Source organism: Kribbella sp. NPDC049174 (assembly GCF_043197365.1).
Classification (GTDB): Bacteria; Actinomycetota; Actinomycetes; order Propionibacteriales; family Kribbellaceae; genus Kribbella.
Window position 1 is genome coordinate 242,723 of the sequence record NZ_JBICSZ010000001.1, and the last position, 22,712, is coordinate 265,434.

Genomic DNA, 22,712 nt, shown 5'->3' on the forward strand with positions numbered 1-22,712 from the left:
CCTGTAAGACGGCGGGGATCTGTTGATAGATATTTGGGAGTCCAGCATTATGTAGCGAGTGCTGCTGATACGGGGGCCGCGATGAATGATGAGCCGAGTGGTGGGGATCTCTCGCGGTTGCGGCAGCTGAATGCGCTGGGTGTGTTGCGGGTTTTGCGGGATGAGCAGCCGTTGACGTTGACGGAGTTGGCTCGGCGGACTGGGCTTTCCAGGGCTTCGACTGAGGATGTTGCTCGGGAGTTGTTGGCGCGGGGGTGGGTGAGTGAGGTTGCGCCGGCGGCGGGGACGGTGGGGCGGCCGGCGCGGCGGTATCGGTTCAGGGCGGATGCCGGGCGCATTCTCGGGGTTGATGTCGGCGGCCACAAGATCCTTGCGATGGTCACCGATCTCGAGGGCGTCGTACTGCAGCAGACCCGCGTCGCGGTGAGTCCCCGGATCGGGCGGCGGGAACGTCTCGCGACGCTCGACGACTGTGTGACCAGGACGCTTGCCGCGGCCGGCGTCACTCCCGATCAGATCTGGTCTACGGGAGTCGCCAGTACCGGACTCGTCGACGGCACCGGCAAGGTGATGTTGTCGGACTCTGTGCCGGAGTGGACCGGCGTCGACCTCGCCCAGCATCTCCGTCGGCTGGTGCCCGGGCCCGTCCGGGTGGAGAACGACTGCAAGCTGGCCGCGCTCGCGGAGTCCTGGCGCGGTGTGGCGCGGTACTCGCGGAACGTCGTGTTCCTGCTCGCCGGCCTGCGGACCGGTGCCGGGCTGATCATCGATGGCAAGCTGCACCGCGGGTTCTCCAACGCCGCGGGGGAGATCGGCGCATTGCCGGCGGCCGGATGGTTGCGGGCCCCGCAGCACCTAGACGACTGGCTGGGCGCCGGCGACGACGTGGAGCAGGTCTTCCTCGCCGCGCGGGATGGAAATCGGGCGGCGATCCGGGCGGTCCGTGGCTACGTTCGCGACATCGCGGTGGGGGCGTCGGCGCTGGTTCTGACGCTGGATCCGGAGCTCGTCGTGATCGGTGGCGGATTCTCACGGTCCGCCGACGTACTCGTCGAGCCGCTGCGCCGTGAGCTGGATCGCTGGTGCCTGCGAACCCCGGAGATCAGGGTGTCGGAATTCGGTGACGAGGGAGTGACGCTCGGTGCCGTACGGCTGGCCCTCGAGGAGGTCGAGGCCACGCGGTACGACGGGAACCTCTCGGTGGACTCGGCCGAGCTCTTGACATAGTTTCCCTGGAGTCCATGATTATTCCCACGGTCGCAGAACGCCCCAGGAGGACCGATCATGAGACGGCTCGTCACGGTCATTGCCCTCGTCAGTCTGCTGTTCGCGCCACAGGTCGCGTCGGCCCACGGCTCCGCGCCGGGGACGACGCACAGCTATGCACCGACCGATGCGGTGCTCGCGAACCAGGAACGCGGTTTCTACCACCACACTGAGACGCACTACCGCGCCGACGGCTCGGGCTACGTGCCACTCAACGTCGCGACCCTGCGCGGCTACCGGACCCAGGAGGACGTGACGCAGATCCTTCGCGTCTTCTACCTGGAGAAGTTCGCCGGCCAGGACACGCTCGACCCGGCCTACCTCGATCTGGTCCGGGCCGACTTCCGGACGATCCGCGCGGCGGGTGTCAAAGCAATCGTCCGGTTCGCCTACGCCCAGCCGCCTGGCTGGCCGCCCACCATCCCGTACGGCGACGCGCCGGTCGCGCGCGTCCTGAAGCACATCGCCCAACTGACGCCTGTCCTTCGGGAGAACGCGGACGTGATCGCGGTGGTGCAGTCCGGGTTCGTCGGTCTGTGGGGTGAGGGGTACTACACCGACCACTTCGCCGACCCCCAGGACCCAAGCCAGGTCTCGGACCAGAACTGGGCCGATCGCCGCGCGGTGATCCTCGCCCTGTTGAAGGCGCTCCCGGCGAACCGGATGATCCAGGTACGTACGCCATACATGAAGCAGCGGATGCTCGGCGTACCGACCGGAGCCGAGGGCGGACTCACCGCGGACCAGGCGTACGACGGTACGCCGGTGGCGCGGACCGGTCATCACAACGACTGCTTCCTGGCCAGCCCGGACGACTTCGGGACCTACCTCAGTGACCCGATCGAGCTCGACAAGGATTTCGTTGCCCAGGACACCAATTACGTGCCCGAGGGCGGTGAGACCTGTGCGGTCAACCCGCCGAGGTCGGAATGGGACTCGGCGGCCGCGGAGATGGCCCGGCTGCACTTCTCCTACCTGAACACCGACTACAACCGGGACGTGCTGAACAGTTGGGGCGACAACATCACCATCGCCAAGCAGAAGCTCGGCTACCGGTTCGCACTGACGCAGGGCACGTTCACGGACGCCACCAGGCCGAGTGGCACGGTCGAGGTCGATCTGAGGATTCGCAACGACGGTTGGGCCGCGCCGTACAACCCTCGTCAGGTCCAGTTGATCTTCCATGGTGACAAGCACAGCTACCGGGTGACTCTGCCGGCCGACCCACGACGCTGGGGCGCCGGTACGACCACCACACTCGACCGGCAGGTCTGCGCGCCGGCTGAGCCTGGCAGCTATCGGCTGCTGCTCAACATCGCCGATGCGGCGCCTCGCTTGCAGTCCCAGGGCCGGATGCCAGGTTCCACCGAGACCTACAACTCGGCGTACGCGATCCAGCTCGCCAACACCAACACCTGGCAAGCCGCGACCGGCTACAACGACCTCGGCCACACGCTGACCGTCACCCCAGAACGCAGTGGCTCCTGCGGCAACCTGCCGAGACCACAGCCCATCCACTAACCCCGTTTGCCACGCGCCCGGCCCGCCCACTTTGGGCGGGGCGGGCGCGTTTCTGCGGTGGGAAGGACGAGATCGCGGTGAATCCGCAGGCGGGGGAGGACGTGGTGGTTCTAAGCTCTGGGAATGGCGAGCAAGCCGGACGAGACGCGTGACGGGGTACCGCTGACCAATTTGGATCAGCCGCTGTTCGACGATGCCGACGCGACCAAGCGGGATCTGGTCGACTATCTGGACGCCGTGCACGAGCGGATCCTGCCGGAGCTGCGGGACCGGCCGTTGTCGGTGATCCGGATCCGGCCGGGGCAGCCGGCCTTCATGCAGAAGAACGTGCCGAAGTACACGCCCGAGTGGGTGAAGACCGTCTCGCTGTGGGCGGAGGCGTCCAAGCGCGAGGTGTCGTACGCGCTCTGCGACGACCGGCGGACGCTGCTGTGGTTCGCGAATCAGCGCGCCGTCGAGTACCACCCGACGCTGATGCGCGCCGACCGTTGGGACCACGTCACTCACCTAGTCCTCGACCTGGACCCGCCGGAGGGCGAGACGTTCGCGATGGCGGTGCAGGCGGCGTTCCTGGTCCGGCAGGCGCTGGCCGACGCCGGGTTGTCGGGAGCGGTCAAGACGAGCGGGGCGAAGGGCGTGCACGTGTTCGTGCCGATCGACGAGTCGGTGTCGATCGAGGATGCGGCGGCCGCGACCCGGGCGATCGCGGCGCGGGCCGAGCGGATCGATCCGGAGGTCGCGACGACGGCGTACATCAAGGAGGACCGGCACGGGAAGGTCTTCGTCGACTCGACCCGTTCGGGTGGGGCGACCGTGGTCGCGGCCTACAGTCCACGCGTCCGGCCCGGTACGCCGGTGTCGTTCCCGGTCGGCTGGGACGACCTCGACCGAGTCACCCCACGAGACTTCACCATCCGTACGGCGCCCGGCCTGCTCGGTGACGCCGACCGCTGGGCCGAGCAACTGCCGGCACCACAATCGCTCCCGGAAGAGCTCCTCGAAGAGGGGCGCGCCATCCCCATCGCCCGAGTCGTAGCCATGCACGAAGGCAAACGCCGCAAACGAGCCCGCGAAGCAGCCGGAGAGGAAGGCTGAGGGATCGCAGAGTTTCGCCTGGAATAAGTCGGTCGCGCGGGTCGCCGTCCGGATGATGAGGTGGCACGGTGACCAACCGCGATGAGACGGCAGCCGTCCGGCCGTTGACACTGGCTTGGGTGAGCCGGCACCTGGAGGCCGGCGAACGGATCGTCAGAACCGAGGTGCTGCACGGCGGCATCACCGCCGAAATGCGACGACTGACCATCGGCACGCAGGACGGGCGCACCCGTCACCTGGTGCTGCGGACCGTCGTCAACGTGGCCCACGCCGAGGACTGGCTGACCAGGGAGGCCGAGGCCCTGACCCTGCTCACGGAGACCGGAGTGACGGCTCCTGGCCTGGTCGCGGTTGATCCGACGGCCGCGCAGTGCGAGTATCCATCGCTCCTGATGACACATCTGGCGGGCCGGACGGTTCTCGACGACAAGGGATTGGAGACGCGCGTCTCGCTGCTGGCTCGTCAGCTCGTGGCGATCCACGCGCTGCGGCCTGCCGAGCGGCCCGGGAAGTATGTGGCGTTGACGACCGCCGACACCGTCGTGCCTCCGAAGGGTGCCGACGCGGCGGCATGGGCCGCAGCGATCGACGTGATTCGCAAGCCCGCGCCTCCCCATGACGGGCGGTTCCTGCACCGGGACTTCCAACCCGGCAACGTGCTGTTCGACGTGCCGCCCGCAGGGCCGGCAGGCGCCCGGATCACCGGCGTCGTCGACTGGGCAGGGACCTGCTGGGGCCCGGCAGATCTCGATGTGGCGCACTGCTCCACCAATCTCGCGCTGCTGCACGGCCCGGAGTGGGGTCTGCGGTTCGCTGAGGCGTATGAGGAGGCCGGCGGGGTGCTGGCCGCGACCGCGAGCGAGCGGCTGTACTGGCAGGTGCGGGACGGGCTGGCGTTCTCAGAAGAGGTGCAGGTGGTGTCGCAGCCATGGCGGGAGGCAGGGAGAACAGACCTGACGACCCGAGCCGTGGAGGAGCGGCTGGACGCCTATGTCACCGCCCTGATGGACGCGCTGGGCTGAGCCAAGGGCGATCCGGGGCGGGCATTCCCAATGGCCTAGGGCTCGTTGGCGGTTGTTTGGTCCAGGGCGAGGTGGCGGATGGTGGGGTGGGGGTGATCGCGGAAGGCTGCCAGGAGGGCGCGCCACTCGGAGGGCCAGCCCGCACGAGGGCCGGCGGTGGTGATGAGGGCCAGCGCCAGGATGCCGACGGAGGCGTCGGTGGAGCGCGCCAGTGCGTCGGTGACTGGGAGGAGCGCGGCTGGACTCCAGGTTTGGTCGGTGGACAGGCGGGCGCGGAGGAGGTCAGCCGCAGCCTGGGCCGCGAGGGGATTGTCGGCGACAGTCAGCTGTAGCGCGGCCATTTCCTCGGCGAGGTGCGGGACCTGGAGTGACGTGACCAGAAGTTGTAGGCGGACTTGCAGGAAGTCTGGGCCGGTCAGCTCGGCTGCGAACCTGCTTGAGGAGTTGGCGGACCGTGGCCGAGCGCCCGCTCAGCTGCGCGGTCAGTTGCTGAGCCAGGTAGATCAGACGTTGCCTGGCGGGGTGGTCTCGGTCGGCGGTCGCGTTGGGTAGGTCGGGGTCATCCTCCAAGCGGACGAGCAATCGCACGACGTCGACCAGTTCGTCCAGTCCGTCGTCCGGTTGGTCGCCACGATCCCGACGAGTGCTGTGACCGCCGTACGCCAGACACCGAGTTGAGTCAGATCGACGACAAAGTCGGCGCACACCCGAGCGGCAGCGCGGTTGTGGCGGGCCCACTGCCGCAACGCGGCCAGCGCGTGCCCGACCACCTCGGGCTCGCTTCTGGTCGTTACAGCGATCAACAGGTCCGCGTACCGCGACCGGTACATCGCTGGTACGTCGTACGCCCGTCGCTCGGTCAGCACCACCGCAGTCGCCGCGGAGTCGTGCACTGCCTGCTCCAGCACCGCCCACGCAGCCGGGTCGTACAGCAAGTGCTGTGACACCGTGCCCGCGCGCACATCCCGATGCGCATTGGACCAGGTCTCAGTGAGTACGGCGCAAGCGCTCCGCGACCACCGGGAGAGCGATCATTCGCCGGGCCTGCGCCTGGCGGGTCGCGTGCGGGAGCACGTCGAGCGGTTCCTCGGACAGCACAGCCTGACTCAGGTCGACCGACCTGGTGACCGCTTCGAAGATCGTCGCCCGACGGGACGGCGCCAGGTCATGCAAGAGCCCGGCCAGATTCGGCCACGCGATCCGGCCGAGCGCGATCAGTTCGTCGTCCGCATACCTGTGCAGCCGACGACGAAACGCTGGGTTGTCGACCGCCTTGGGTACGGCGGCCTGCCGGTCGGACTCGAGCAACAGGGCCAGAACGCCGGCCGGGTCGCGATCGGTGAGTCGCCCGATGATGTCGAGGACTGCGACCGGCAGGTCGTGTGCCGGAATCGCTTGTTTGATCAGCGCCGACACCGCATCCGGATCGTGGTCGAGGGCCGCCGTGACACCGTGCCCGACACCCTGCCACCACTCGTCCCGGTCCTCACCGATCGGCAGGGTGCGCGACGCGAAGGCGAGCACTTCCTCCGGATGATGTACGGCGAGACGACGCCAGCCGCCCGGAGTCACGCAGTACGCCAGCTCAGGGAGGAGGCGTGCAACGGTCGCGCGGTCGGTCGCCTCGAGCAGACCCACTGCCGCCACATCGCCCCAACGAGCGCGGTGCTCGTCGATCAGGCGCGTGGCGAGGTGCTCGCGGCGCATCCGTCGTACCATGGCGACGAGCTTGGAGCGCAGTGCCGCGGGTGCGTCGTCGTACAGGATCCGGAGGTCGTCGTCCGAGACGGGAACACCGCGCCCGACCGCTGCCAGTGCGCGTGACTGCACCGCCGGATCCGGGTCCCGGAGAACGCGGCTGATGTACGACGTCGACCGTGCGACCTCGGCGATCTGGATCCCGAGCGTCCGCTCGAACGAGTCACCCTGTCCCAGCTCATCGAGGAACCCGGTCAGCTGCTGCGCCCGGTCGGCGATGAACCGCACTCGCTGTCCGTACGAGAGCCCGTCGATCGACCGTAGTAACTCGCTCGCGCGCATGGGCCAATCCTGCCGAGCGTGGGTGTCAATCAGCTCGGCAGGGTCGCATCGAGGAGGAGTACGGCGGCCTCGCGAGCACGGACCGCGGGATCGGCGGAACCGGAGATCGCGGAGCGGGTGATCGCGCCTTCGCTGAGCAGGATGAGGTGGTCGGCGAGGCGCTCGGGGTCCGGGGCGCTGGCATCCTTCGACAGCTGGGTCAACGCCTGCCGGAAGCCTTCCTTGTGCTGCATGGCCAGCTCGGCGACACGGGGTGAGACAGTGCCGAGCTCGCCGAAGGAGTTGATGAACGCGCAGCCGCGGTAGTCCCGCTGCAGGAACCAGTCGTGCAGGAAGTCGAACACCGCCAGCAGGCGGTCCCGCGGATCCGTCGCCGCGTCGACGTGCTCGGCCAGCATCGACTTCCACTGGCCGTCGCGGCGGTCCAGGTACGCCTCGATCAGGGCGTCCTTGGACGGGAACAGCTGGTACAGCCGCTTGAGCGACACCCCGGACGCCGTCCGGATCGCATCCATCCCGACCGCTTGTACGCCGCGCTCGTAGAACAACTCGTCCGCCGCGGCCAGCACCTGCCGCTGTGCCGTCGCCGTATCGATCGTCATAGGCCCTTCCTCGACGCCGTGATCCGCGCCACGTTGCGCGGAGAACCATCGTTCTCCTAGAGTACCGGACATCCCGGAGAACGCACGTTCTCCGATCGAGGAGGAGATTTCCCATGACTGTGCTCGAGCCCGCTGCCCAGGACTTCGCCGACGCGACCGCCAAGCCGCCGTTCCTGTTCCAGCTGGAGCCCGCCGAGGGCCGCAAGCTGGTCGACGAGGTGCAGACGACCGACTTCCCGAAGCTGGACGTCGACGAGGAGTGGGTGACCGCCGCCGACGGTACGAAGGCCCGCATCGTCAAGCCGGCCGGCGTGACCGGCGTACTGCCCGTCATCCTCTACATCCACGGCGCGGGCTGGGTGTTCGGCAACGCGCACACTCACGACCGTCTGGTCCGCGAGCTCGCCGTCGGCGCGGGTGCGGCCGTGGTGTTCCCGGAGTACGACCTGTCGCCGGAGGTGCGCTACCCGCACGCGCTCGAGCAGAACTACGCCGTCGCCCGGTGGATCCTTGCCTCAGGCAAGGACCACGGCCTGGACGCGACCCGGCTGGCGATCGCGGGCGACTCGGTCGGCGGCAATATGACCGCCGCGGTGACGCTGCTCGCCAAGGAGCGCGGCGACGTGAGGTTCGTCCAGCAGGTGCTGTTCTACCCGGTCACCGACGCGTCGTTCGACACCGGTTCGTACCGGGAGTTCGCCGAGGGCTACTTCCTGATGCGCGAGGGGATGAAGTGGTTCTGGGACCAGTACACGACCGACGAGCAGGAGCGGAACCAGATCACCGCATCCCCGCTGCGCGCCAGCACCGACCAGCTGGCCGGCCTGCCGCCGGCGCTGGTGATCACCGGCGAGGCCGACGTCCTGCGCGACGAGGGTGAGGCGTACGCCGCCAAGCTCCTCGAGGCCGGTGTGCCGACGACCGCCGTCCGGTTCGCCGCGATCATCCACGACTTCGTGATGCTGGACGCGCTGCGCGACACGCACGCCGCCAATGCGGCGATCAACCTGGCGATCTCGACCCTGCGGACCGCGCTCAACTGATCCGCTCGAGTTCGGCGAAGGCGTCGGCGAGTTTGGGCAGCGTGTAATGCGCGTTCAGTCCGCTCGGGTTCGGCAGGATCCAGACCCGCGTGTCACCGATCACCCGGTCCTGCTTGCCCATCTTCGCCGTCTTTTCACCGAAAGCATCCCGGTACGCCGTGACGCCCACGACGGCAAGCCATTCCGGCCGATAGTGGAGAATCTTCTCGACCAGGTTCTCCCCGCCGGCGACGTACTCCGCGCGGGTCAGTTCGTCGGCCCGCGCGGATGGACGATCGACGACATTCGTGATGCCGAGCCGGTAGGTCAGCAACTCGCCTTGCTCGGACGGCTTGAGCTGTCGGGGTGTGAAGCCGCTCAGGTGCAGTGCCGGCCAGAACCTGTTCCCGGGCCGGGCGAAGTGGCGCCCGGTCTCCGCGGACATCAGTCCGGGATTGATCCCACAGAACAACACCCGCAACCCGCTGTCGATCACATCCGGTATGCCCTGCACGCGCGACACCCTACCGCGTCAACCCAGGGTTGACGCGATCGGTCCGTCAACCTAGGGTTGACGCATGACTCCGGGACCTGATCTGCAGCAACTCATCACGACGATCAAGGCGGACGCCGGCAGTGACGACGAGCTCGAGCAGCTCGCGACGGCGGCGACCACGATCAGCGAACTGACCAGCACCGGCGACGCCGCGCTCGGGTTCTTCGTGGACCGGGCCCGCGGTGCGGGCAAGTCGTGGGTCGAGATCAGCGCCGTGCTCGGTGTCAGCAAACAGGCCGCGCACAAACGGTTCGCCGACTCCTGGACGGCCAAGCCGGCCTTCGATCGCTACACCCAGCGCACGCAGGCCGTGGTGAACGCGGCGGCCGACGTGGCGCGGGCACACAAGCACAGCTTCATCGGCACCGAGCATCTGCTCCTCGCGTTCTTCACGCAGCCGCAGGCGCTGGCCACCCGAGTCCTCGTCGACCGTGACATCACGGAGCAAGCCGTCCACCAGGCCGTCGCCGTACACAGCCCGGATGGTCCCCAGGCGGTCGAGGAGGAGCCGTCCTTCACGCGCCGGGCGGCCCATGTCCTGCAAGGCGCCGTCGGCGAGGCGCTGACGCTCGGCCACAACTACGTCGGCACCGAGCACATCCTGCTCGCCTTCTACCGCGACTCGGCCGGGATCGCGACCAAGATCCTCGAGGAGCAAGGGCTCGACGAGTCGGCGTGCTGGGCCGCACTCCGAGTACTGATCGAGGCAGCCAAGTAGGTTGGGCGCATGCCTGACTGGTCTGCGCGGTTGAGTGAGTTGGCGGTGGCGGCGGAGGTTCCCGGTGCGGTGCTCGGGATCTGGCACGACGGCGAGACGACGATCGCGCCGTACGGCGTCCTGAACGCGGCGACCGGGGTCGAGACGACCGCCGACTCGCTCTTCCAGGTCGGCTCGATCACCAAGCCGTGGACCGCGACGATGATCGTCCAGCTGGCGGCGGAGCAGAGGCTGGACCTGGCCGACCCGGTCGTCAAACTGTTGCCCGAGGCACCGATCGATCCACGGATCACGGTCCGTCACCTGCTCACCCACACCAGCGGTATCGACGGCGACGTGTTCACCGACACCGGCCGTGGTGACGACTGCCTCGAGAAGTACGTCGGACTGCTCGGCGAGGTGGACAATCTGTTCGAGCCTGGTACGGCGTACTCCTACTGCAACGCCGGCTTCGTCCTGCTCGGGCGGGTCATCGAAGTCCTCGACGGCCGGACCTGGGACGAGTCGCTCAAGGCCAGACTGGTCGAGCCACTCGGGCTGACCGAGACAGTCACGCTGCCGGAGGAAGCGATCCTGCATCGGGCGGCGCTCGGCCACGTGCTGAGCGACGGTTCGCCGGTCAAGACCTGGCAGCTCCCGCGCAGCATCGGCCCGGCGGGGCTGATCACACAGAGTGCGGGCGATCTGCTGGAGTTCGCCCGGATGCACCTGACCGACGAGCGCTACGCGGCCATGCAGGAGCCACAGGTGCCGTACGCCGGCGGTATCGGCGGCTTCAACGACCTCGGTCTTGCCTGGCGCATCTACGACTGGAACGGCCGCCGACTCTTCGGCCACGACGGTACGACGATCTCCCAGTTGGCGTTCCTTCGCATCGATCCCGAGGCCCGGCTGGTCATGTGCCTGCTCACCAACTCCGGCAACGGCACCACGCTGTTCGAGCCGCTCGCGTCCGATATCTTCACGCACTACGTCGGTGTCGCGCATCCGAAGCCGCCGCAGCCTGCCGACGTTCCAATCGACGATCGTCAGGTCGGCCGCTACGAACGGGCCAGCGTGCGGCTGGACGTCGTACGGCGGGAGGACGGGCTGGTGATGCGCTACCAGGCCACCGGGGAGCGGCTGGCGTTCGCCGAGGAGCCGGTGCACGAGTACGAGCTGCGCCCGACCCTGCCTGCCGACGGCAACCACTTCGTCACCCGGGAGTCGCCGACGCACCCGTGGGTCCCGATCACCTTCACCCCGACCCACGTGTTCACCTCGGGCCGGGTCACGCCCAGGCGATGAGATAAACCGGGTGCATTTTGGGGTGACCGAGCTAACGTCTTCAGGGTGACTAGTGCACCTGCTGAACTTCCCCGTAAGGCCGGTGACCTCCGGGCCGCCGGGTATCTTCCACGGTCGATCAAGGCCGAGATCCGTGACAATCTGCTGAAGGAACTCCGGGCCGGTCGTGACCCCTGGCCCGGGATCGTCGGATTCACCCGGACGGTGATTCCGCAACTCGAACGCGCCCTGCTCGCGGGGCATGACGTCGTACTGCTGGGTGAGCGCGGTCAGGGCAAGACCCGGCTGCTGCGCACCCTGGTGGGTCTGCTGGACGAGTGGACCCCGGTGATCGAGGGGGCGGAGCTCCCCGAGCACCCGCTCGACCCGATCACGCCCGCGTCGCGTCGCCGGGCCGCCGAGCTCGGCGACGACCTCCCGGTCGCCTGGCTGCACCGCAGCCTGCGGTACGCCGAGAAGCTCGCGACCCCCGACACGTCCGTCGGTGACCTGATCGGCGACGTGGACCCGGTGAAGGTGGCCGAGGGGCGCAGCCTGGGTGATCCGGAGACCATCCACTTCGGTCTGGTGCCGCGGTCGCATCGCGGGATCGTCGCGATCAACGAACTGCCGGACCTGGCCGAGCGGATCCAGGTCGCGCTGCTGAACGTGATGGAGGAGCGCGACATCCAGGTCCGCGGGTACACGCTGCGGCTGCCTCTCGACGTGTTGCTGGTGGCAACGGCCAACCCGGAGGACTACACCAACCGCGGCCGCATCATCACCCCGCTGAAGGACCGGTTCGGCGCCGAGGTCCGGACCCACTACCCGCTCGACATCGAGGCCGAGGTGGACGTGATCCGGCAGGAGGCCGAGTTCACCGCCGAGGTCGGCGAGCCGTTGCTGGAGGTGCTGGCCCGGTTCGTCCGGCACCTGCGCGAGTCGAACGCGATCGACCAGCGGTCGGGTGTCTCGGCCCGGTTCGCGGTGGCCGCGGCCGAGACGATCGCCGCGGCCGCGTTGCGGCGGAGTGCGATCACCGGTGAGGTGCCGGCGGTGGCGCGTCCGGTCGACCTGGAGGCGGTGCCCGCCGTCCTGCGGGGCAAGCTCGAGTTCGAGCCGGGCGAGGAAGGGCGCGAGATCGAGTTGCTCGAGTACCTGCTGCGCCGGTCGGTCGCGGACACCGCGCGGGAGCGGTTCGCGGGTCTCGACCTCAGCCCGCTCGCGCATGCCATTGCCGACGGCAACCTTGTGACCACGGGTGAACGAGTGCCGGGCCGCGACGTGCTCGCGGCGTTACCCGAGCTGCCGGTGCTGCACGATGTCGCTGCCCGGGCCGGCGTCGAGCCGGACGAGTCGCCGGGTCGCATCGCCGCCGCGGTCGAGCTCGCGTTGGAAGCGCTGTATCTGTCCAAGCGGGTGGCCAAGGACGCCGACAACGACACCACGGTGTACGGAGCCTGACCATGACTTCCATACCGGAAGGCTGGTCCTACGGTCCGTGGCACGACGGGCCGGATCCGCTCGCCGCGCCGGTGGATCTGCGCGACGCGCTGGACGAGATCGGCCGCGACGTGATGAACGGTTCGTCGCCGCGGTCCGCGCTGGAGGAGATGCTCCGGCGCGGCACCCGGAGTACGCAGGGTCTGGACGATCTGACCCGCAGGCTGTGGGAGCGCCGCCGCGAGATCCAGCGGCGGCACAACCTGGACGGGACGCTGCGAGACGTCCAGCGCCTGCTCGACGAGGCGCTGGCGGCCGAACGTCGCGAGCTGTTCCCGAACCCGTCCGACGACGCCCGGTTCAAGGAGGCCGAGCTCGACGCACTCCCGTCCGGTACGGCGGCCGCCGTCCGGGAGCTCGCCAACTACGAGTGGGAGTCGTCGGAGGCGCGGGAGAAGTACGAGCAGATCCGGGAGTTGCTCGGCCGGGAGCTGCTCGGGTCGCGGTTCGAGGGCATGAAGGAGGCCCTGCAGCAGACCACGCCCGAGGACGTTGCCCGGATCAACGAGATGCTCACCGACCTGAACGCGTTGCTCGCCGCGCACGCGCAGGACCGGCCGGACGTGCCGCAGTTGTTCGACGAGTTCATGGCCAAGCACGGCGAGTTCTTCCCGGAGAATCCACGGGACGTCGACGAACTGATCGACGTACTGGCGCAGCGGGCGGCCGCGGCGCAGCGGATGCTCAACTCGATGACTCCTGAGCAGCGGGCCGAGCTGATGGAGTTGTCGCAGCAGGCGTTCGGCAGTCCGCAGCTCGCCCAGCAGCTGTCGCAGCTGGACGCGCAGCTGCAGTCGCTCCGGCCGGGGGAGGACTGGAGTGGTTCGGAGCGGATGAGTGGTGACGATCCGCTCGGTCTGGCCGAGGGTGCGCGGGCGATGTCGGACCTGGCCGAGCTGGATGCGTTGGCCGAGCAGCTCGCGCAGTCGTATCCGGGTGCGCGGCTGGAGGACATCGACCTCGAGGCACTCACCCGGCAGCTCGGCGATGAGGCGACGGTCGACGCGCGTCGGCTGACCGAGCTCGAGCGACAGCTTCGCGACCAAGGGCTGCTGGAGCGTGCGCCCGACGGATCGCTGCGGTTGTCGCCGAAGGCGCTGCGGCAACTCGGTCAGACGGCGTTGGCCGACGTACTGCGGACTGCTCGGGGCTCTGGTGAGCGCGACGCCGCCAACGCCGGTGCGGCCGGTGAGTTGGTCGGGTCCACACGGCAGTGGCAGTTCGGCGACACCCAGCCGTGGGACGTGCCTCGGACGGTGCGGAACGCCGTACTGCGGACTGCCTCGCGGAGTGGGTCGGTCAAGCTCGACGTGGCGGATGTGGAGATCGCTGAGACCGAGCATCGGGCCCGGGCCGCGGTCGCGTTGCTGGTGGACACGTCGTGGTCGATGGTGCAGGAGGGCCGTTGGCTGCCGATGAAGCGGACGGCACTCGCGCTGCACCAACTCATCTCGACGCGGTACCGGAACGACGCACTCCAGCTGATCACCTTCGGGCGGCACGCCGCAGTCGTCGAGCTACCGCAGTTGATCGGGATGGAGGGCACCTGGGAGCAGGGGACGAACGCGCATCACGCCCTGCTGCTGGCCGGCCGGCACCTGCGTCGTCACCCGGACGCGCAGCCGGTCGTGCTGATGGTGACCGACGGCGAGCCGACCGCTCACCTGGAGCCGGACGGGACGGCGGAGTTCTCCTATCCGCCCGAGCCGGCGACGTTGCGGAAGACGATCTTCGAGGTGGACCGACTGGCCAAGCTGGGCGCGTCGCTGACCGTGTTCCGGCTCGGCGAGGACCCACGACTCAACGCCTTCGTCGATCTCCTGGCTCGCCGCAGCGGCGGCCGTGTGCTGGCGCCCGACCTCGACGGACTGGGCGCAGCCGTGGTCGGCGACTACCTGAGGACCCGTCGCAAGCTGTGACCACAAGACCGGGGACAGCGCAGGCTGCCCCCGGTCCGCGGGTTTAGAGAGTTGCGCGGACCTGCTGGGTGGCGGTGGTCAGGTTGCGCAAGGCCGGCTCGACCTCGGCGTAGCCGCGGGTCTTCAGGCCGCAGTCCGGGTTGATCCACAGTTGTTCGGCCGACGTCGTGGCGAGTGCTGAGTGGATCAGCACGGTGAGTTCCTCGAGGCTCGGCACCCGCGGTGAGTGGATGTCGTAGACGCCGGGCCCGACCTCGCGCCGGAAGCCGACGGCGGCCAGATCCGCAAGCACCTCCATCCGCGACCGCGCCGCCTCGATCGTGGTGACGTCCGCGTCCAGCCCGTCGATCCCGGTGATGACCGCGCCGAACTCCGAGTAGCACAGATGCGTGTGCACCTGGACCGCTGCGGGCGCGCCACCGGTGGCCAGGCGGAACGCGCCGACCGACCAGTCGAGGTACGCCTTCCGATCAGCCTCGCGCACCGGGAGCAGCTCGCGCAGAGCCGGTTCGTCGACCTGGATGATCCTGGTCCCGGACGCGACGAGATCGGCGACCTCGTCGCGCAACGCCAGCGCGACCTGGTCCGCGGTCACCGGCAACGGCTGGTCGTCGCGGACGAACGACCACGCCAGCATCGTCACCGGCCCGGTCAGCATGCCCTTCACCGGTCGGATGGTGAGGGACTGGGCGTACGACGTCCACGGCACGGTCATCGCGGTCGGCCGCGACACCTCGCCGTACAGGATCGGCGGGCGGACACACCGGCTGCCGTACGACTGGACCCAGCCGAGTCGGGTGGTGGCGAAGCCGTCGAGCCGCTCGGCGAAGTACTGAACCATGTCGTTGCGCTCGGGCTCACCGTGGACCAGGACGTCCAGACCGAGGTCCTCCTGCAGCCGGATCACATCGGCGATCTCGGCCCGGATCCGCTCGTCGTAGGTGGCCTCGTCGATCCGGCCGGCTCGTAGGTCGGCCCGGGTACGGCGGAGGTCGGCGGTCTGCGGGAACGACCCGATGGTCGTGGTGGTGAGCAGCGGCAGTCCCAGTGATCGTTGCGCTTCGCGGCGTTCGTCGTACGGCGGGCGTTGCCTGTCGTCGGGGCGGATTGCGGCGACGCGGTCCCGGACGGCCTGGTCGCGGACCAGGTCGGACTCCTTCACCGGGCCACCTGCCGGCTTGGCGAGGTCGACGTCGACACCCTCGGCAGAGCTCAACGCACGCCCGAGCAGGATGACTTCGTCGACCTTCTGACGGGCGAACGCGAGGCGCTCGCGCACTCGCGGATCCAGCTCGTCCTCGACCTCCATGTCGTACGGCACGTGCAGGAGCGAGCAGGCGGTGGAGACCTCGAGTCGGCCGACAGAGCCGAGCAGAGTGGTGCAGGTGGAGAGTGCATCGCCCAGTGGGGTGCGCCAGACATTCCTGCCGTCGACCACGCCCGCGACGACGGTCTTGCGTCGCAGCGACGGCAGTGCGGCGACCTGCGGGATGAGACCGGGTGCGGAGACCAGGTCCACGGCTAGACCGTCCACGTCCGTGGAGGCCAGCACAGGTAGCGCTGGACCCGGGTCGCCGAAGTACGTGGCCACCAGGAGGCGTGGGCGGTCGGTGAGTGCCGCGAGCTTGTCGTAGGTACGCCGGAGCGCGTCGAGCTCGGCCGGGGTGCGGTCCTGGACCAGAGCCGGCTCGTCGAGCTGGACCCAGTCGACGTCGAGTCGGCCGAGCAACTCGGCGTACACCTCGACGAGTTGGTCCAGCAGGCTCAACGGCTCGCAGTCCTGCGACTTGGAGAGCAACAAGAAGGTGAGCGGCCCGATCAGGACCGGGCGCAGTTCGACACCGAGGTCGCGTGCTTCGGCGAGTTCGGTGACGAGCTTGGCCGGGTTCAGCCGGAAGACCGTGCTCTTGTCCAGCTCCGGGACGAGGTAGTGGTAGTTCGTGTCGAACCACTTGGTCAGTTCGAGCGGTACGACGCCGTCGCGGCCGCGGGCCATCGCGAAGTACGTGTCGAGGCTGGACAGGCCCAGTGCGCGGAAGCGTTCCGGGACGGCGCCGAACAGCTCGACGTGGTCGAGCATCTGGTCGTAGTACGAGAACGTGTTGCCGGGGACGACGTCGAGGCCGGCCAGGTCGCGCCAGGTGCCGGCCCGGAGTCGGCGGGCGGTCGCCTCCAGTTCGGTGGCGTCACTGCTGCCGGACCAGTACTTCTCGACGGCGTGCTTGAGTTCGCGGGCCGCACCGATGCGCGGGTAGCCCAGCACTGTTGTGTTCACGTCTCTCTCCTCGCGAGCGTGCCGATGGATCGGCGGGGTCGCGAGGACGCCGGACGGGTCCTCCCACGAGACCACCGATCCTCCGCGCACCGGATGGGGCGCGGACCGGCGGCAGGTCTTCGGACTCACGGGCGAGCCGGCCACTGGCCGGTGGTCCTACTGGCCGTCGCTTCCCGGACGAGGTGTCCAGTGCTGTTGACGGCGGTCGTTCCCGTTCACCGCTGCGGGGCAGTCCCGGATTCACACCGGGTTCCCTCTTGCCTCGCCCGGCACGTACCGCGTGTGCCAGGCGAACCGTCGGTACCGCCGAGCGTATCCGCTTCCGCTCACGGCCGCCGCTGTCCGAGAAAAAGCCCACCCAGTGGACACCCGGAAGCACTCCGATACCCAACTGAAAGGCGACTGAACCGCGGTTACTGCGAATCGACGTCAAACGTGGTGATTGTCTCGCGTTGTCAACCAGGGAAGGGTTTTCCGGCCTTCGACCTGTGGGCAGGGTCACGTCGACATCGTGAGACCAGTGTTCAACTGGACTGGTTTTTGGGCTTACTCTGAAAACACGCCCCCGCCACCGGAGTCGATGGGCCGAGCGGGCCATCTCACCGCGCCGCAAACACCGCCTGCAACCCAGGGAGTGATCGTGTCGAAACTCGTCTACGACTTCGCCGAAGGCAACAAGGACATGAAGGAGCTACTCGGCGGAAAGGGGGCGAACCTGGCCGAGATGACGAATCTCGGCCTTCCCGTGCCGCCCGGTTTCACCATCACCACCGAGGCCTGCAAGGTCTACCTGCGGACCGGAGCGGTCCCGCCGGAGCTGGCCGACGAGATCGACCACCATGTCGACGTGCTGCAGCAGAAGATGGGCAAGAAGCTCGGCCAGGCCGACGACCCGCTGCTGGTATCGGTCCGATCCGGTGCGGCGGCGTCGATGCCGGGCATGATGGAGACGGTCCTCAACGTCGGCCTGAACGACGACTCGGTCAACGGTCTGGCCCATCAGTCCGGGAACCCGCGGTTCGCCTGGGACGCGTACCGGCGACTCATCCAGATGTTCGGCAAGACCGTGCTCGGGATGGACGGTGAGGTCTTCGAGCAGGCGCTGGATGCGGCCAAGGAGGCGAAGGGGGCGCGCAGTGATCTCGACCTGGACGCCGACGACCTGAAGGCACTCGTCGAGACGTTCAAGCACGCCGTGCACGAGCACACCGACCGGGAGTTCCCGCAGGACCCGCGGTCCCAGATGGACCTCGCGATCGCGGCGGTCTTCGGCTCCTGGAACTCCGAGCGGGCGATCCTCTACCGCCGCCAGGAGCGGATCGGCACCGACCTCGGGACCGCGGTCAACATCTGCGCGATGGTGTTCGGCAACCTCGGCATGGACTCCGGCACCGGCGTCGCGTTCACCCGCGACCCGTCCACCGGCCAGCCCGGTGTGTACGGCGACTACCTGCAGAACGCGCAGGGTGAGGACGTCGTGGCCGGCATCCGCAACACCGTCCCGCTGGCGGACCTGGAGCAGCTCGACAAGACGTCGTACGACGACCTGATGGCGATCATGGCCAAGCTCGAGGGGCACTACCGCGACCTGTGCGACATCGAGTTCACCGTCGAGCGCGGCAAGCTGTGGATGCTGCAGACCCGGGTCGGCAAGCGCACCGCGGCGGCCGCGTTCCGGATCGCGACCAGCCTGATCGACGAGGGTGTGATCGACACCGACGAGGCGCTCCGCCGGGTCACGGGCGCCCAGTTGGCGCAGCTGATGTTCCCGCGGTTCGACGCGGACGCGGACAAGGAGAAGATCGCCAAGGGAATCGGTGCGTCCCCGGGGGCGGCCTCGGGCACGGTCGTGTTCACCTCGGCCGCCGCGGTGGAGGCCGCGGAGAAGGGCGAGAAGGTGATCCTGGTCCGGCGTGAGACGAACCCGGACGACCTGCACGGCATGATCGCGGCCCAGGGCATCCTGACCAGCCGCGGCGGCAAGACCTCGCACGCGGCCGTGGTGGCTCGCGGCATGGGCAAGACCTGTGTCTGCGGTGCCGAGGAACTCGACGTGAATGTTGCCGAGGGCACGATCACGGTGCACGGCGCGGTGATCGAGGCCGGCGAGACGATCTCGATCGACGGCACCACCGGCGAGGTGTTCCGCGGTGAGGTCCCGGTCGTCCCGTCCCCGGTCGTCCAGTACTTCGAGGGCTCGCTGGCCGCCGACGACGGCGACGAACTGGTGGCGGCGGTCCACCGGCTGATCACCCACGCGGACGAGGTACGGCGCCTCGGCATCCGGACCAACGCGGACACGGCCGACGACGCGGCCCGGGCCCGGCGGTTCGGGGCCGAGGGGATCGGGCTGTGCCGGACCGAGCACATGTTCCTGGGTGAGCGGCGGGAGTCGGTCGAGCGGCTGATCCTGGCCGACAACGAGGCCGACTGTGCGGCCGCGCTGGCCGAGCTGGAGCCGCTGCAGCGCGGCGACTTCCTCGAGTTGCTGGCCGCGATGGACGGGCAGCCGGTGACGATCCGGCTGATCGACCCGCCGCTGCACGAGTTCCTGCCGTCGATGGAGGAGCTGGCGGTCAAGGTGGCGCTGGCGCGCGAACGGGGTCAGGACCCGGGGCACGACGCCGCGCTGCTGACCGCGGTCGAGCGGCTGCACGAGGAGAACCCGATGCTCGGCCTGCGCGGGGTCCGGCTCGGCCTGGTCATCCCCGGCCTGTTCGCGATGCAGGTCCGGGCGATCGCGTCGGCGGCCGCCGAACTGCGTGAGCAGGGCAAGGATCCGCGGCCGGAGATCATGATCCCGCTGGTCGGCGCGGTCCAGGAGCTGATGCTGGCCCGGGACGAGGTGGAAGGTGTGCTCGCCGAGGTGGGCGTGGAATGGTCGATCCCGATCGGCACGATGATCGAGTTGCCGCGCGCGGCGGTGATCGCGGACCAGATCGCCGAGGCGGCGGACTTCTTCTCCTTCGGCACCAACGACCTGACCCAGACCACCTGGGGCTTCAGCCGCGACGACGTCGAGGGCGCGTTCTTCTCCCGCTACCTGGAGAAGGGCATCTTCGCGGTGTCGCCGTTCGAGTCGATCGACCGCGAGGGTGTCGGCGCACTCGTCCGCACCGGGGTCGAGCGCGGGCGGGCCACCAAGCCCGACCTCAAGCTCGGCATCTGCGGTGAGCACGGCGGCGACCCGGACAGCATCCAGTTCTTCCACGAGGTGGGCCTGGACTACGTCTCCTGCTCGCCGTTCCGCATCCCGGTCGCCCGGCTGGAGGCCGGCCGCTCCGCACTGGCCTGAAAATCAGCAGCGCCCCCGGCTCGTGCTCACTAACCTGCGAGCATGAGCCGGGAGTTGCTGCGCCAGACGTTCGGGGAAGACGCCGAGCTGTACGACCGGGTCAGACCGACCTACCCACCGGCCTTGTACGACGACATCGCCGAACTACTCGGGAATCCGGATCAGCCGCGGGTGCTGGAGATCGGCCCCGGCACCGGTCAGGCAACGAAGCCGATGGTCGAGCGTGGCTGGTCGGTCACGGCAGTCGAGCTGAGTCCCGACCTGGCCGGGGTCGCGCAGGCCAAACTCCCCGAGGTCGAGGTGATCGTGGCGGACTTCGATAGCTGGGACTTGCCGGCCGCGAAGTTCGACCTGGTCATCTCGGCCACCGCGTTCCACTGGCTCGACCCGGCGACCCGGGTGGCGCGATGTGCCGACGTACTGCGGCCAGGCGGCCTGCTCGCCGTCGTGTCGACCGAGCACATCCTCGGCGGCAGCGTGCAGTTCTTCGCGGACATGATGGGTTGCTACCAGCGGTTCATGGACGATGCCGACACGACCGGACTGCAGCCGGCGGATGCGATTCCGAAGGACTCGTCCGAGGTCGACGCGACCGGCCGGTTCGCGCCGGTGGAGTTCCGGCGGTACGAGTGGGAGCTGACCTATACGACCTCGGAGTACCTCGATGTGCTGTCGTCGTACTCGGGACATCGGGCCTTGACAACCGAGCGGCGTGACGGACTGTACGACTGCATCGGCACTCTGATCGACGCCGGCGGGGGTTCGATCACCAAGCGTTACCTGACTCAACTGTCCGCAGCAATTTCCTTAACCAACCCCTTGCATCCGGGCTCATAGACCAGTGAAAATAACCGGGCGGGAAGGGCGATCACTCGTCGACTTTCGGGTCTGACCTGAACCAGCCGCTGTGGCGGCTCGTGACTCCCTTCCCGCACCAAATTCCCTTGTAATCGGGGCCGTGTAGGGTTTTCGGCATGGCCCTTTATGTCGTGCAACTGCGCTTCGACCTCGCCGAGACCGACCGTCGGCTGGAGGTCCGTCCGGCCCATCGCGAGTACCTGGTCGCGCTCAAGGAAGCCGGCAAGCTCGTCGCCGCCGGCCCGTTCACCGACCAGACCGGCGCCCTGCTCGTGTACGACGTCGCCGACGAGGCCGAGCTCCGCGACATCCTCGCCAAGGACCCGTACACCCCGGCAGGTGTCTACGAGATCGCTACCCTCGCGGAGTGGCAGCCGCTCTTTCCGTTGAGCTAAGGGCCGTGAGGGTCGAGTTAGACGTCTGCTGCCTCGAGGTTGAGGTGGTCTACGTAGGCCCAGAGCCAGACGAGGGGGGCGAGAACCAGTTCGGGCTCGCCGTCCTCGTCGGCGACGAACACCATCGACGCCTCGCCGTTGGAGATGTCCTCGACCACCGCTTCGCACACCTCGACCGCGGCCTCGAACGGCAGCAACGGCGGCCCCTGCTCCCAGCGCGGCTGGGGGAGCGGTAGCACCGGCGCCTCGTCGCTGCCGTCCAGCTCGACCGACACCTTCTGCAGCTCCTCGTAGAGGTCGAAGGTGATCAGCCCGGCCAGCGGGCGGCCGTCGAGACCGATCAGGTACGGGTCGTCGGCACCGCGGCGGAAGTTGTCCCGCAGATCCGGGAACGCGGCCTTCAGGTCGGCCGCTTCCAGGTACGGTGCCTCGCCCGGTTCGTCGTCCTCCTCGACCTCGACGAGCCCGCTGCGCATCTGGTCGAACTGGTGCAGCAGGTCATGGAGCTCGTCGTACGCACCGCCGCCCGGAGCCTTCTCCGCGCGGTTCTCCAGGTCACGCAGGTGCTCGACCAGGTCGTCCTCGAAGTGCAGTTCGTACCGCGGCAGCCCGGGCTCGCGGCCGGCGTTGATCTGGGCGACGAGCTGGGTCGCCACCGGACCGAGCCGGTCGGCCAGGACCTCGAGCGGGGTGGTCGGCTTCTCCTCGTCGTCGTGCGCGCATGAGTCGTCCTCGACCTTGCCCTCGTCGTCCATCGCCAGCAGCACCTGGAACGCGGGGAACGCGAGCAGGGCCGCGGTCGCCATCATCCCGTCGCCGATCAGCATCAGCGGGTTCCCGCCCGCCTCGGTCCGGCGCAGATGATCCGGCATCAGTACGGCGGCCTGCTCGACGTTCACCTGGCTGGCCAGCGAGGACAGGCCGTGGTCGGTGTCCACCCCGAGCAGCTCGACCAGCCGCTCGGAGCTCATGTCGAAGTGGGAGCGCAGGTAGTAACGCAGCCAGCCGGCGTCGACCGGGTTCGCCAGCAGTTCCGCGATCCGGGCCCGGAAGTCGGCCAGGTCCGCGATCGCCAGCACCACCAGCACCGGCTGGTCGCCGTCGCCGATGACCAGCGGCCGGGTGTCGCCGTTCTGGAAGCCGTCGATCACCGAGTGCAGGCTGTCCGCCGCCGCCTCGAGCGGCCACGACTCCGCCTCGAACTCGTTCACCACCGCGGCGGAGGTGTCGTCGGGCATCTGCTGGTCCTCTCCGGGTGGCGGCGGGAGTTGGGGGTAACTGTAGGCGGCGGACATCTCAACAGTCTGTAGGGGGCCGAGACTTGCTGTCCTGCCAGCGGTCCGGGGGTGGGTGATCGGG

Annotated in this window: 19 protein-coding genes and 1 riboswitch; of the genes, 12 read left to right on the forward strand and 7 right to left on the reverse strand. The window is 68.7% G+C overall.

Annotated elements, in window-relative coordinates; all coding sequences use genetic code 11:
- Positions 1 to 81: 81 nt before the first annotated feature.
- From ACGFIF_RS01190 to ACGFIF_RS01205, 4 genes are all read left to right on the forward strand, one after another.
- A complete protein-coding gene (locus tag ACGFIF_RS01190) occupies positions 82 to 1,227 on the forward strand; it encodes an ROK family protein (RefSeq protein WP_393150086.1) in 1,146 nt (381 codons plus the stop codon).
- Between the two features lie 57 nt (positions 1,228 to 1,284).
- A complete protein-coding gene (locus ACGFIF_RS01195; RefSeq protein WP_393150088.1) occupies positions 1,285 to 2,787 on the forward strand; it encodes a DUF4832 domain-containing protein in 1,503 nt (500 codons plus the stop codon).
- 123 nt (positions 2,788 to 2,910) lie between these two features.
- A complete protein-coding gene (ligD, locus tag ACGFIF_RS01200; protein ID WP_393150090.1) occupies positions 2,911 to 3,882 on the forward strand; it encodes a non-homologous end-joining DNA ligase in 972 nt (323 codons plus the stop codon).
- Between the two features lie 68 nt (positions 3,883 to 3,950).
- Complete coding sequence (locus tag ACGFIF_RS01205) at positions 3,951 to 4,904, forward strand: phosphotransferase family protein (protein ID WP_393150092.1); 954 nt, start codon at positions 3,951 to 3,953, stop codon at positions 4,902 to 4,904.
- 35 nt (positions 4,905 to 4,939) lie between these two features.
- On the opposite strand, the gene ACGFIF_RS01210 is transcribed toward ACGFIF_RS01205, so the two are convergent.
- From ACGFIF_RS01210 to ACGFIF_RS01225, 4 genes are all read right to left on the reverse strand, one after another.
- The gene (locus tag ACGFIF_RS01210) at positions 4,940 to 5,245 is read right to left on the reverse strand and encodes a hypothetical protein (RefSeq protein ID WP_393150094.1); all 306 of its coding nucleotides are present in this window, start codon (positions 5,243 to 5,245) and stop codon (positions 4,940 to 4,942) included.
- A 162-nt stretch (positions 5,246 to 5,407) separates the two neighbouring features.
- A complete protein-coding gene (locus tag ACGFIF_RS01215; RefSeq protein WP_393150096.1) occupies positions 5,408 to 5,851 on the reverse strand; it encodes a hypothetical protein in 444 nt (147 codons plus the stop codon).
- Between the two features lie 40 nt (positions 5,852 to 5,891).
- Complete coding sequence (locus ACGFIF_RS01220) at positions 5,892 to 6,944, reverse strand: hypothetical protein (protein ID WP_393150098.1); 1,053 nt, start codon at positions 6,942 to 6,944, stop codon at positions 5,892 to 5,894.
- Positions 6,945 to 6,973: 29 nt separating this feature from the next.
- Positions 6,974 to 7,546: a TetR/AcrR family transcriptional regulator gene (locus tag ACGFIF_RS01225; RefSeq protein ID WP_393150100.1), complete on the reverse strand. Its 573-nt coding sequence runs from the start codon at positions 7,544 to 7,546 to the stop codon at positions 6,974 to 6,976.
- Between the two features lie 113 nt (positions 7,547 to 7,659).
- Between ACGFIF_RS01225 and ACGFIF_RS01230 the strand changes: the two genes are divergently transcribed.
- Positions 7,660 to 8,589, forward strand: coding sequence for an alpha/beta hydrolase (locus ACGFIF_RS01230; protein WP_393150102.1), 930 nt, complete (start codon positions 7,660 to 7,662; stop codon positions 8,587 to 8,589).
- Here ACGFIF_RS01230 and mug read toward each other — a convergent pair.
- On the reverse strand, positions 8,582 to 9,082 hold the full coding sequence (gene mug, locus ACGFIF_RS01235; RefSeq protein WP_393150104.1) for a G/U mismatch-specific DNA glycosylase: 501 nt from the start codon (positions 9,080 to 9,082) through the stop codon (positions 8,582 to 8,584). The genes ACGFIF_RS01230 and mug overlap by 8 nt on opposite strands.
- Positions 9,083 to 9,146: 64 nt before the next feature.
- Between mug and ACGFIF_RS01240 the strand changes: the two genes are divergently transcribed.
- Genes ACGFIF_RS01240 through ACGFIF_RS01255 form a run of 4 tightly spaced genes read left to right on the forward strand, consistent with a single transcriptional unit; the run spans position 9,147 to position 14,530 of the window.
- The gene (locus tag ACGFIF_RS01240; protein ID WP_393150106.1) at positions 9,147 to 9,842 is read left to right on the forward strand and encodes a Clp protease N-terminal domain-containing protein; all 696 of its coding nucleotides are present in this window, start codon (positions 9,147 to 9,149) and stop codon (positions 9,840 to 9,842) included.
- 9 nt (positions 9,843 to 9,851) lie between these two features.
- Positions 9,852 to 11,129 (forward strand): serine hydrolase domain-containing protein, encoded by a 1,278-nt coding sequence (locus tag ACGFIF_RS01245; RefSeq protein WP_393150108.1) that lies wholly within the window; start codon positions 9,852 to 9,854, stop codon positions 11,127 to 11,129.
- Between the two features lie 45 nt (positions 11,130 to 11,174).
- A complete protein-coding gene (locus ACGFIF_RS01250) occupies positions 11,175 to 12,572 on the forward strand; it encodes a sigma 54-interacting transcriptional regulator (protein ID WP_393150110.1) in 1,398 nt (465 codons plus the stop codon).
- Positions 12,573 to 12,574: 2 nt separating this feature from the next.
- Positions 12,575 to 14,530 (forward strand): VWA domain-containing protein, encoded by a 1,956-nt coding sequence (locus ACGFIF_RS01255; RefSeq protein WP_393150112.1) that lies wholly within the window; start codon positions 12,575 to 12,577, stop codon positions 14,528 to 14,530.
- Between the two features lie 43 nt (positions 14,531 to 14,573).
- On the opposite strand, the gene metE is transcribed toward ACGFIF_RS01255, so the two are convergent.
- On the reverse strand, positions 14,574 to 16,805 hold the full coding sequence (gene metE / locus ACGFIF_RS01260) for a 5-methyltetrahydropteroyltriglutamate--homocysteine S-methyltransferase (RefSeq protein ID WP_393150114.1): 2,232 nt from the start codon (positions 16,803 to 16,805) through the stop codon (positions 14,574 to 14,576).
- Between the two features lie 92 nt (positions 16,806 to 16,897).
- Positions 16,898 to 17,101: riboswitch (cobalamin riboswitch) on the reverse strand.
- A 341-nt stretch (positions 17,102 to 17,442) separates the two neighbouring features.
- Here metE and ppdK point away from each other — a divergent pair.
- From ppdK to ACGFIF_RS01275, 3 genes are all read left to right on the forward strand, one after another.
- Positions 17,443 to 20,100, forward strand: coding sequence for a pyruvate, phosphate dikinase (ppdK, locus tag ACGFIF_RS01265; protein WP_393153605.1), 2,658 nt, complete (start codon positions 17,443 to 17,445; stop codon positions 20,098 to 20,100).
- Positions 20,101 to 20,142: 42 nt separating this feature from the next.
- On the forward strand, positions 20,143 to 20,937 hold the full coding sequence (locus ACGFIF_RS01270; RefSeq protein WP_393150116.1) for a class I SAM-dependent methyltransferase: 795 nt from the start codon (positions 20,143 to 20,145) through the stop codon (positions 20,935 to 20,937).
- Between the two features lie 137 nt (positions 20,938 to 21,074).
- Positions 21,075 to 21,353 carry a YciI family protein gene (locus ACGFIF_RS01275; RefSeq protein WP_393150118.1) on the forward strand — a complete coding sequence of 93 codons (279 nt, stop codon included), beginning with the start codon at positions 21,075 to 21,077 and terminating at the stop codon, positions 21,351 to 21,353.
- Positions 21,354 to 21,370: 17 nt separating this feature from the next.
- Here the strand turns inward: ACGFIF_RS01275 and ACGFIF_RS01280 are convergent, their stop codons facing one another.
- Entirely contained in the window at positions 21,371 to 22,648 is a 1,278-nt protein-coding gene (locus tag ACGFIF_RS01280; RefSeq protein WP_393150120.1) for a hypothetical protein, read from the reverse strand.
- Positions 22,649 to 22,712 lie beyond the last annotated feature (64 nt).

Excerpts from the sequence above, each read along its gene's own strand:
- ACGFIF_RS01190 (WP_393150086.1), top strand. The coding sequence starts at position 82 with ATGAATGATGAGCCGAGTGGTGGGGATCTCTCGCGGTTGCGGCAGCTG.
- ACGFIF_RS01195 (WP_393150088.1), top strand. The coding sequence starts at position 1,285 with ATGAGACGGCTCGTCACGGTCATTGCCCTCGTCAGTCTGCTGTTCGCG.
- ligD (WP_393150090.1), top strand. The coding sequence starts at position 2,911 with ATGGCGAGCAAGCCGGACGAGACGCGTGACGGGGTACCGCTGACCAAT.
- ACGFIF_RS01210 (WP_393150094.1), bottom strand. The coding sequence starts at position 5,245 with ATGGCCGCGCTACAGCTGACTGTCGCCGACAATCCCCTCGCGGCCCAG.
- ACGFIF_RS01220 (WP_393150098.1), bottom strand. The coding sequence starts at position 6,944 with ATGCGCGCGAGCGAGTTACTACGGTCGATCGACGGGCTCTCGTACGGA.
- ACGFIF_RS01225 (WP_393150100.1), bottom strand. The coding sequence starts at position 7,546 with ATGACGATCGATACGGCGACGGCACAGCGGCAGGTGCTGGCCGCGGCG.
- ACGFIF_RS01230 (WP_393150102.1), top strand. The coding sequence starts at position 7,660 with ATGACTGTGCTCGAGCCCGCTGCCCAGGACTTCGCCGACGCGACCGCC.
- ACGFIF_RS01240 (WP_393150106.1), top strand. The coding sequence starts at position 9,147 with ATGACTCCGGGACCTGATCTGCAGCAACTCATCACGACGATCAAGGCG.
- ACGFIF_RS01245 (WP_393150108.1), top strand. The coding sequence starts at position 9,852 with ATGCCTGACTGGTCTGCGCGGTTGAGTGAGTTGGCGGTGGCGGCGGAG.
- ACGFIF_RS01255 (WP_393150112.1), top strand. The coding sequence starts at position 12,575 with ATGACTTCCATACCGGAAGGCTGGTCCTACGGTCCGTGGCACGACGGG.
- ACGFIF_RS01270 (WP_393150116.1), top strand. The coding sequence starts at position 20,143 with ATGAGCCGGGAGTTGCTGCGCCAGACGTTCGGGGAAGACGCCGAGCTG.
- ACGFIF_RS01275 (WP_393150118.1), top strand. The coding sequence starts at position 21,075 with ATGGCCCTTTATGTCGTGCAACTGCGCTTCGACCTCGCCGAGACCGAC.
- ACGFIF_RS01280 (WP_393150120.1), bottom strand. The coding sequence starts at position 22,648 with ATGTCCGCCGCCTACAGTTACCCCCAACTCCCGCCGCCACCCGGAGAG.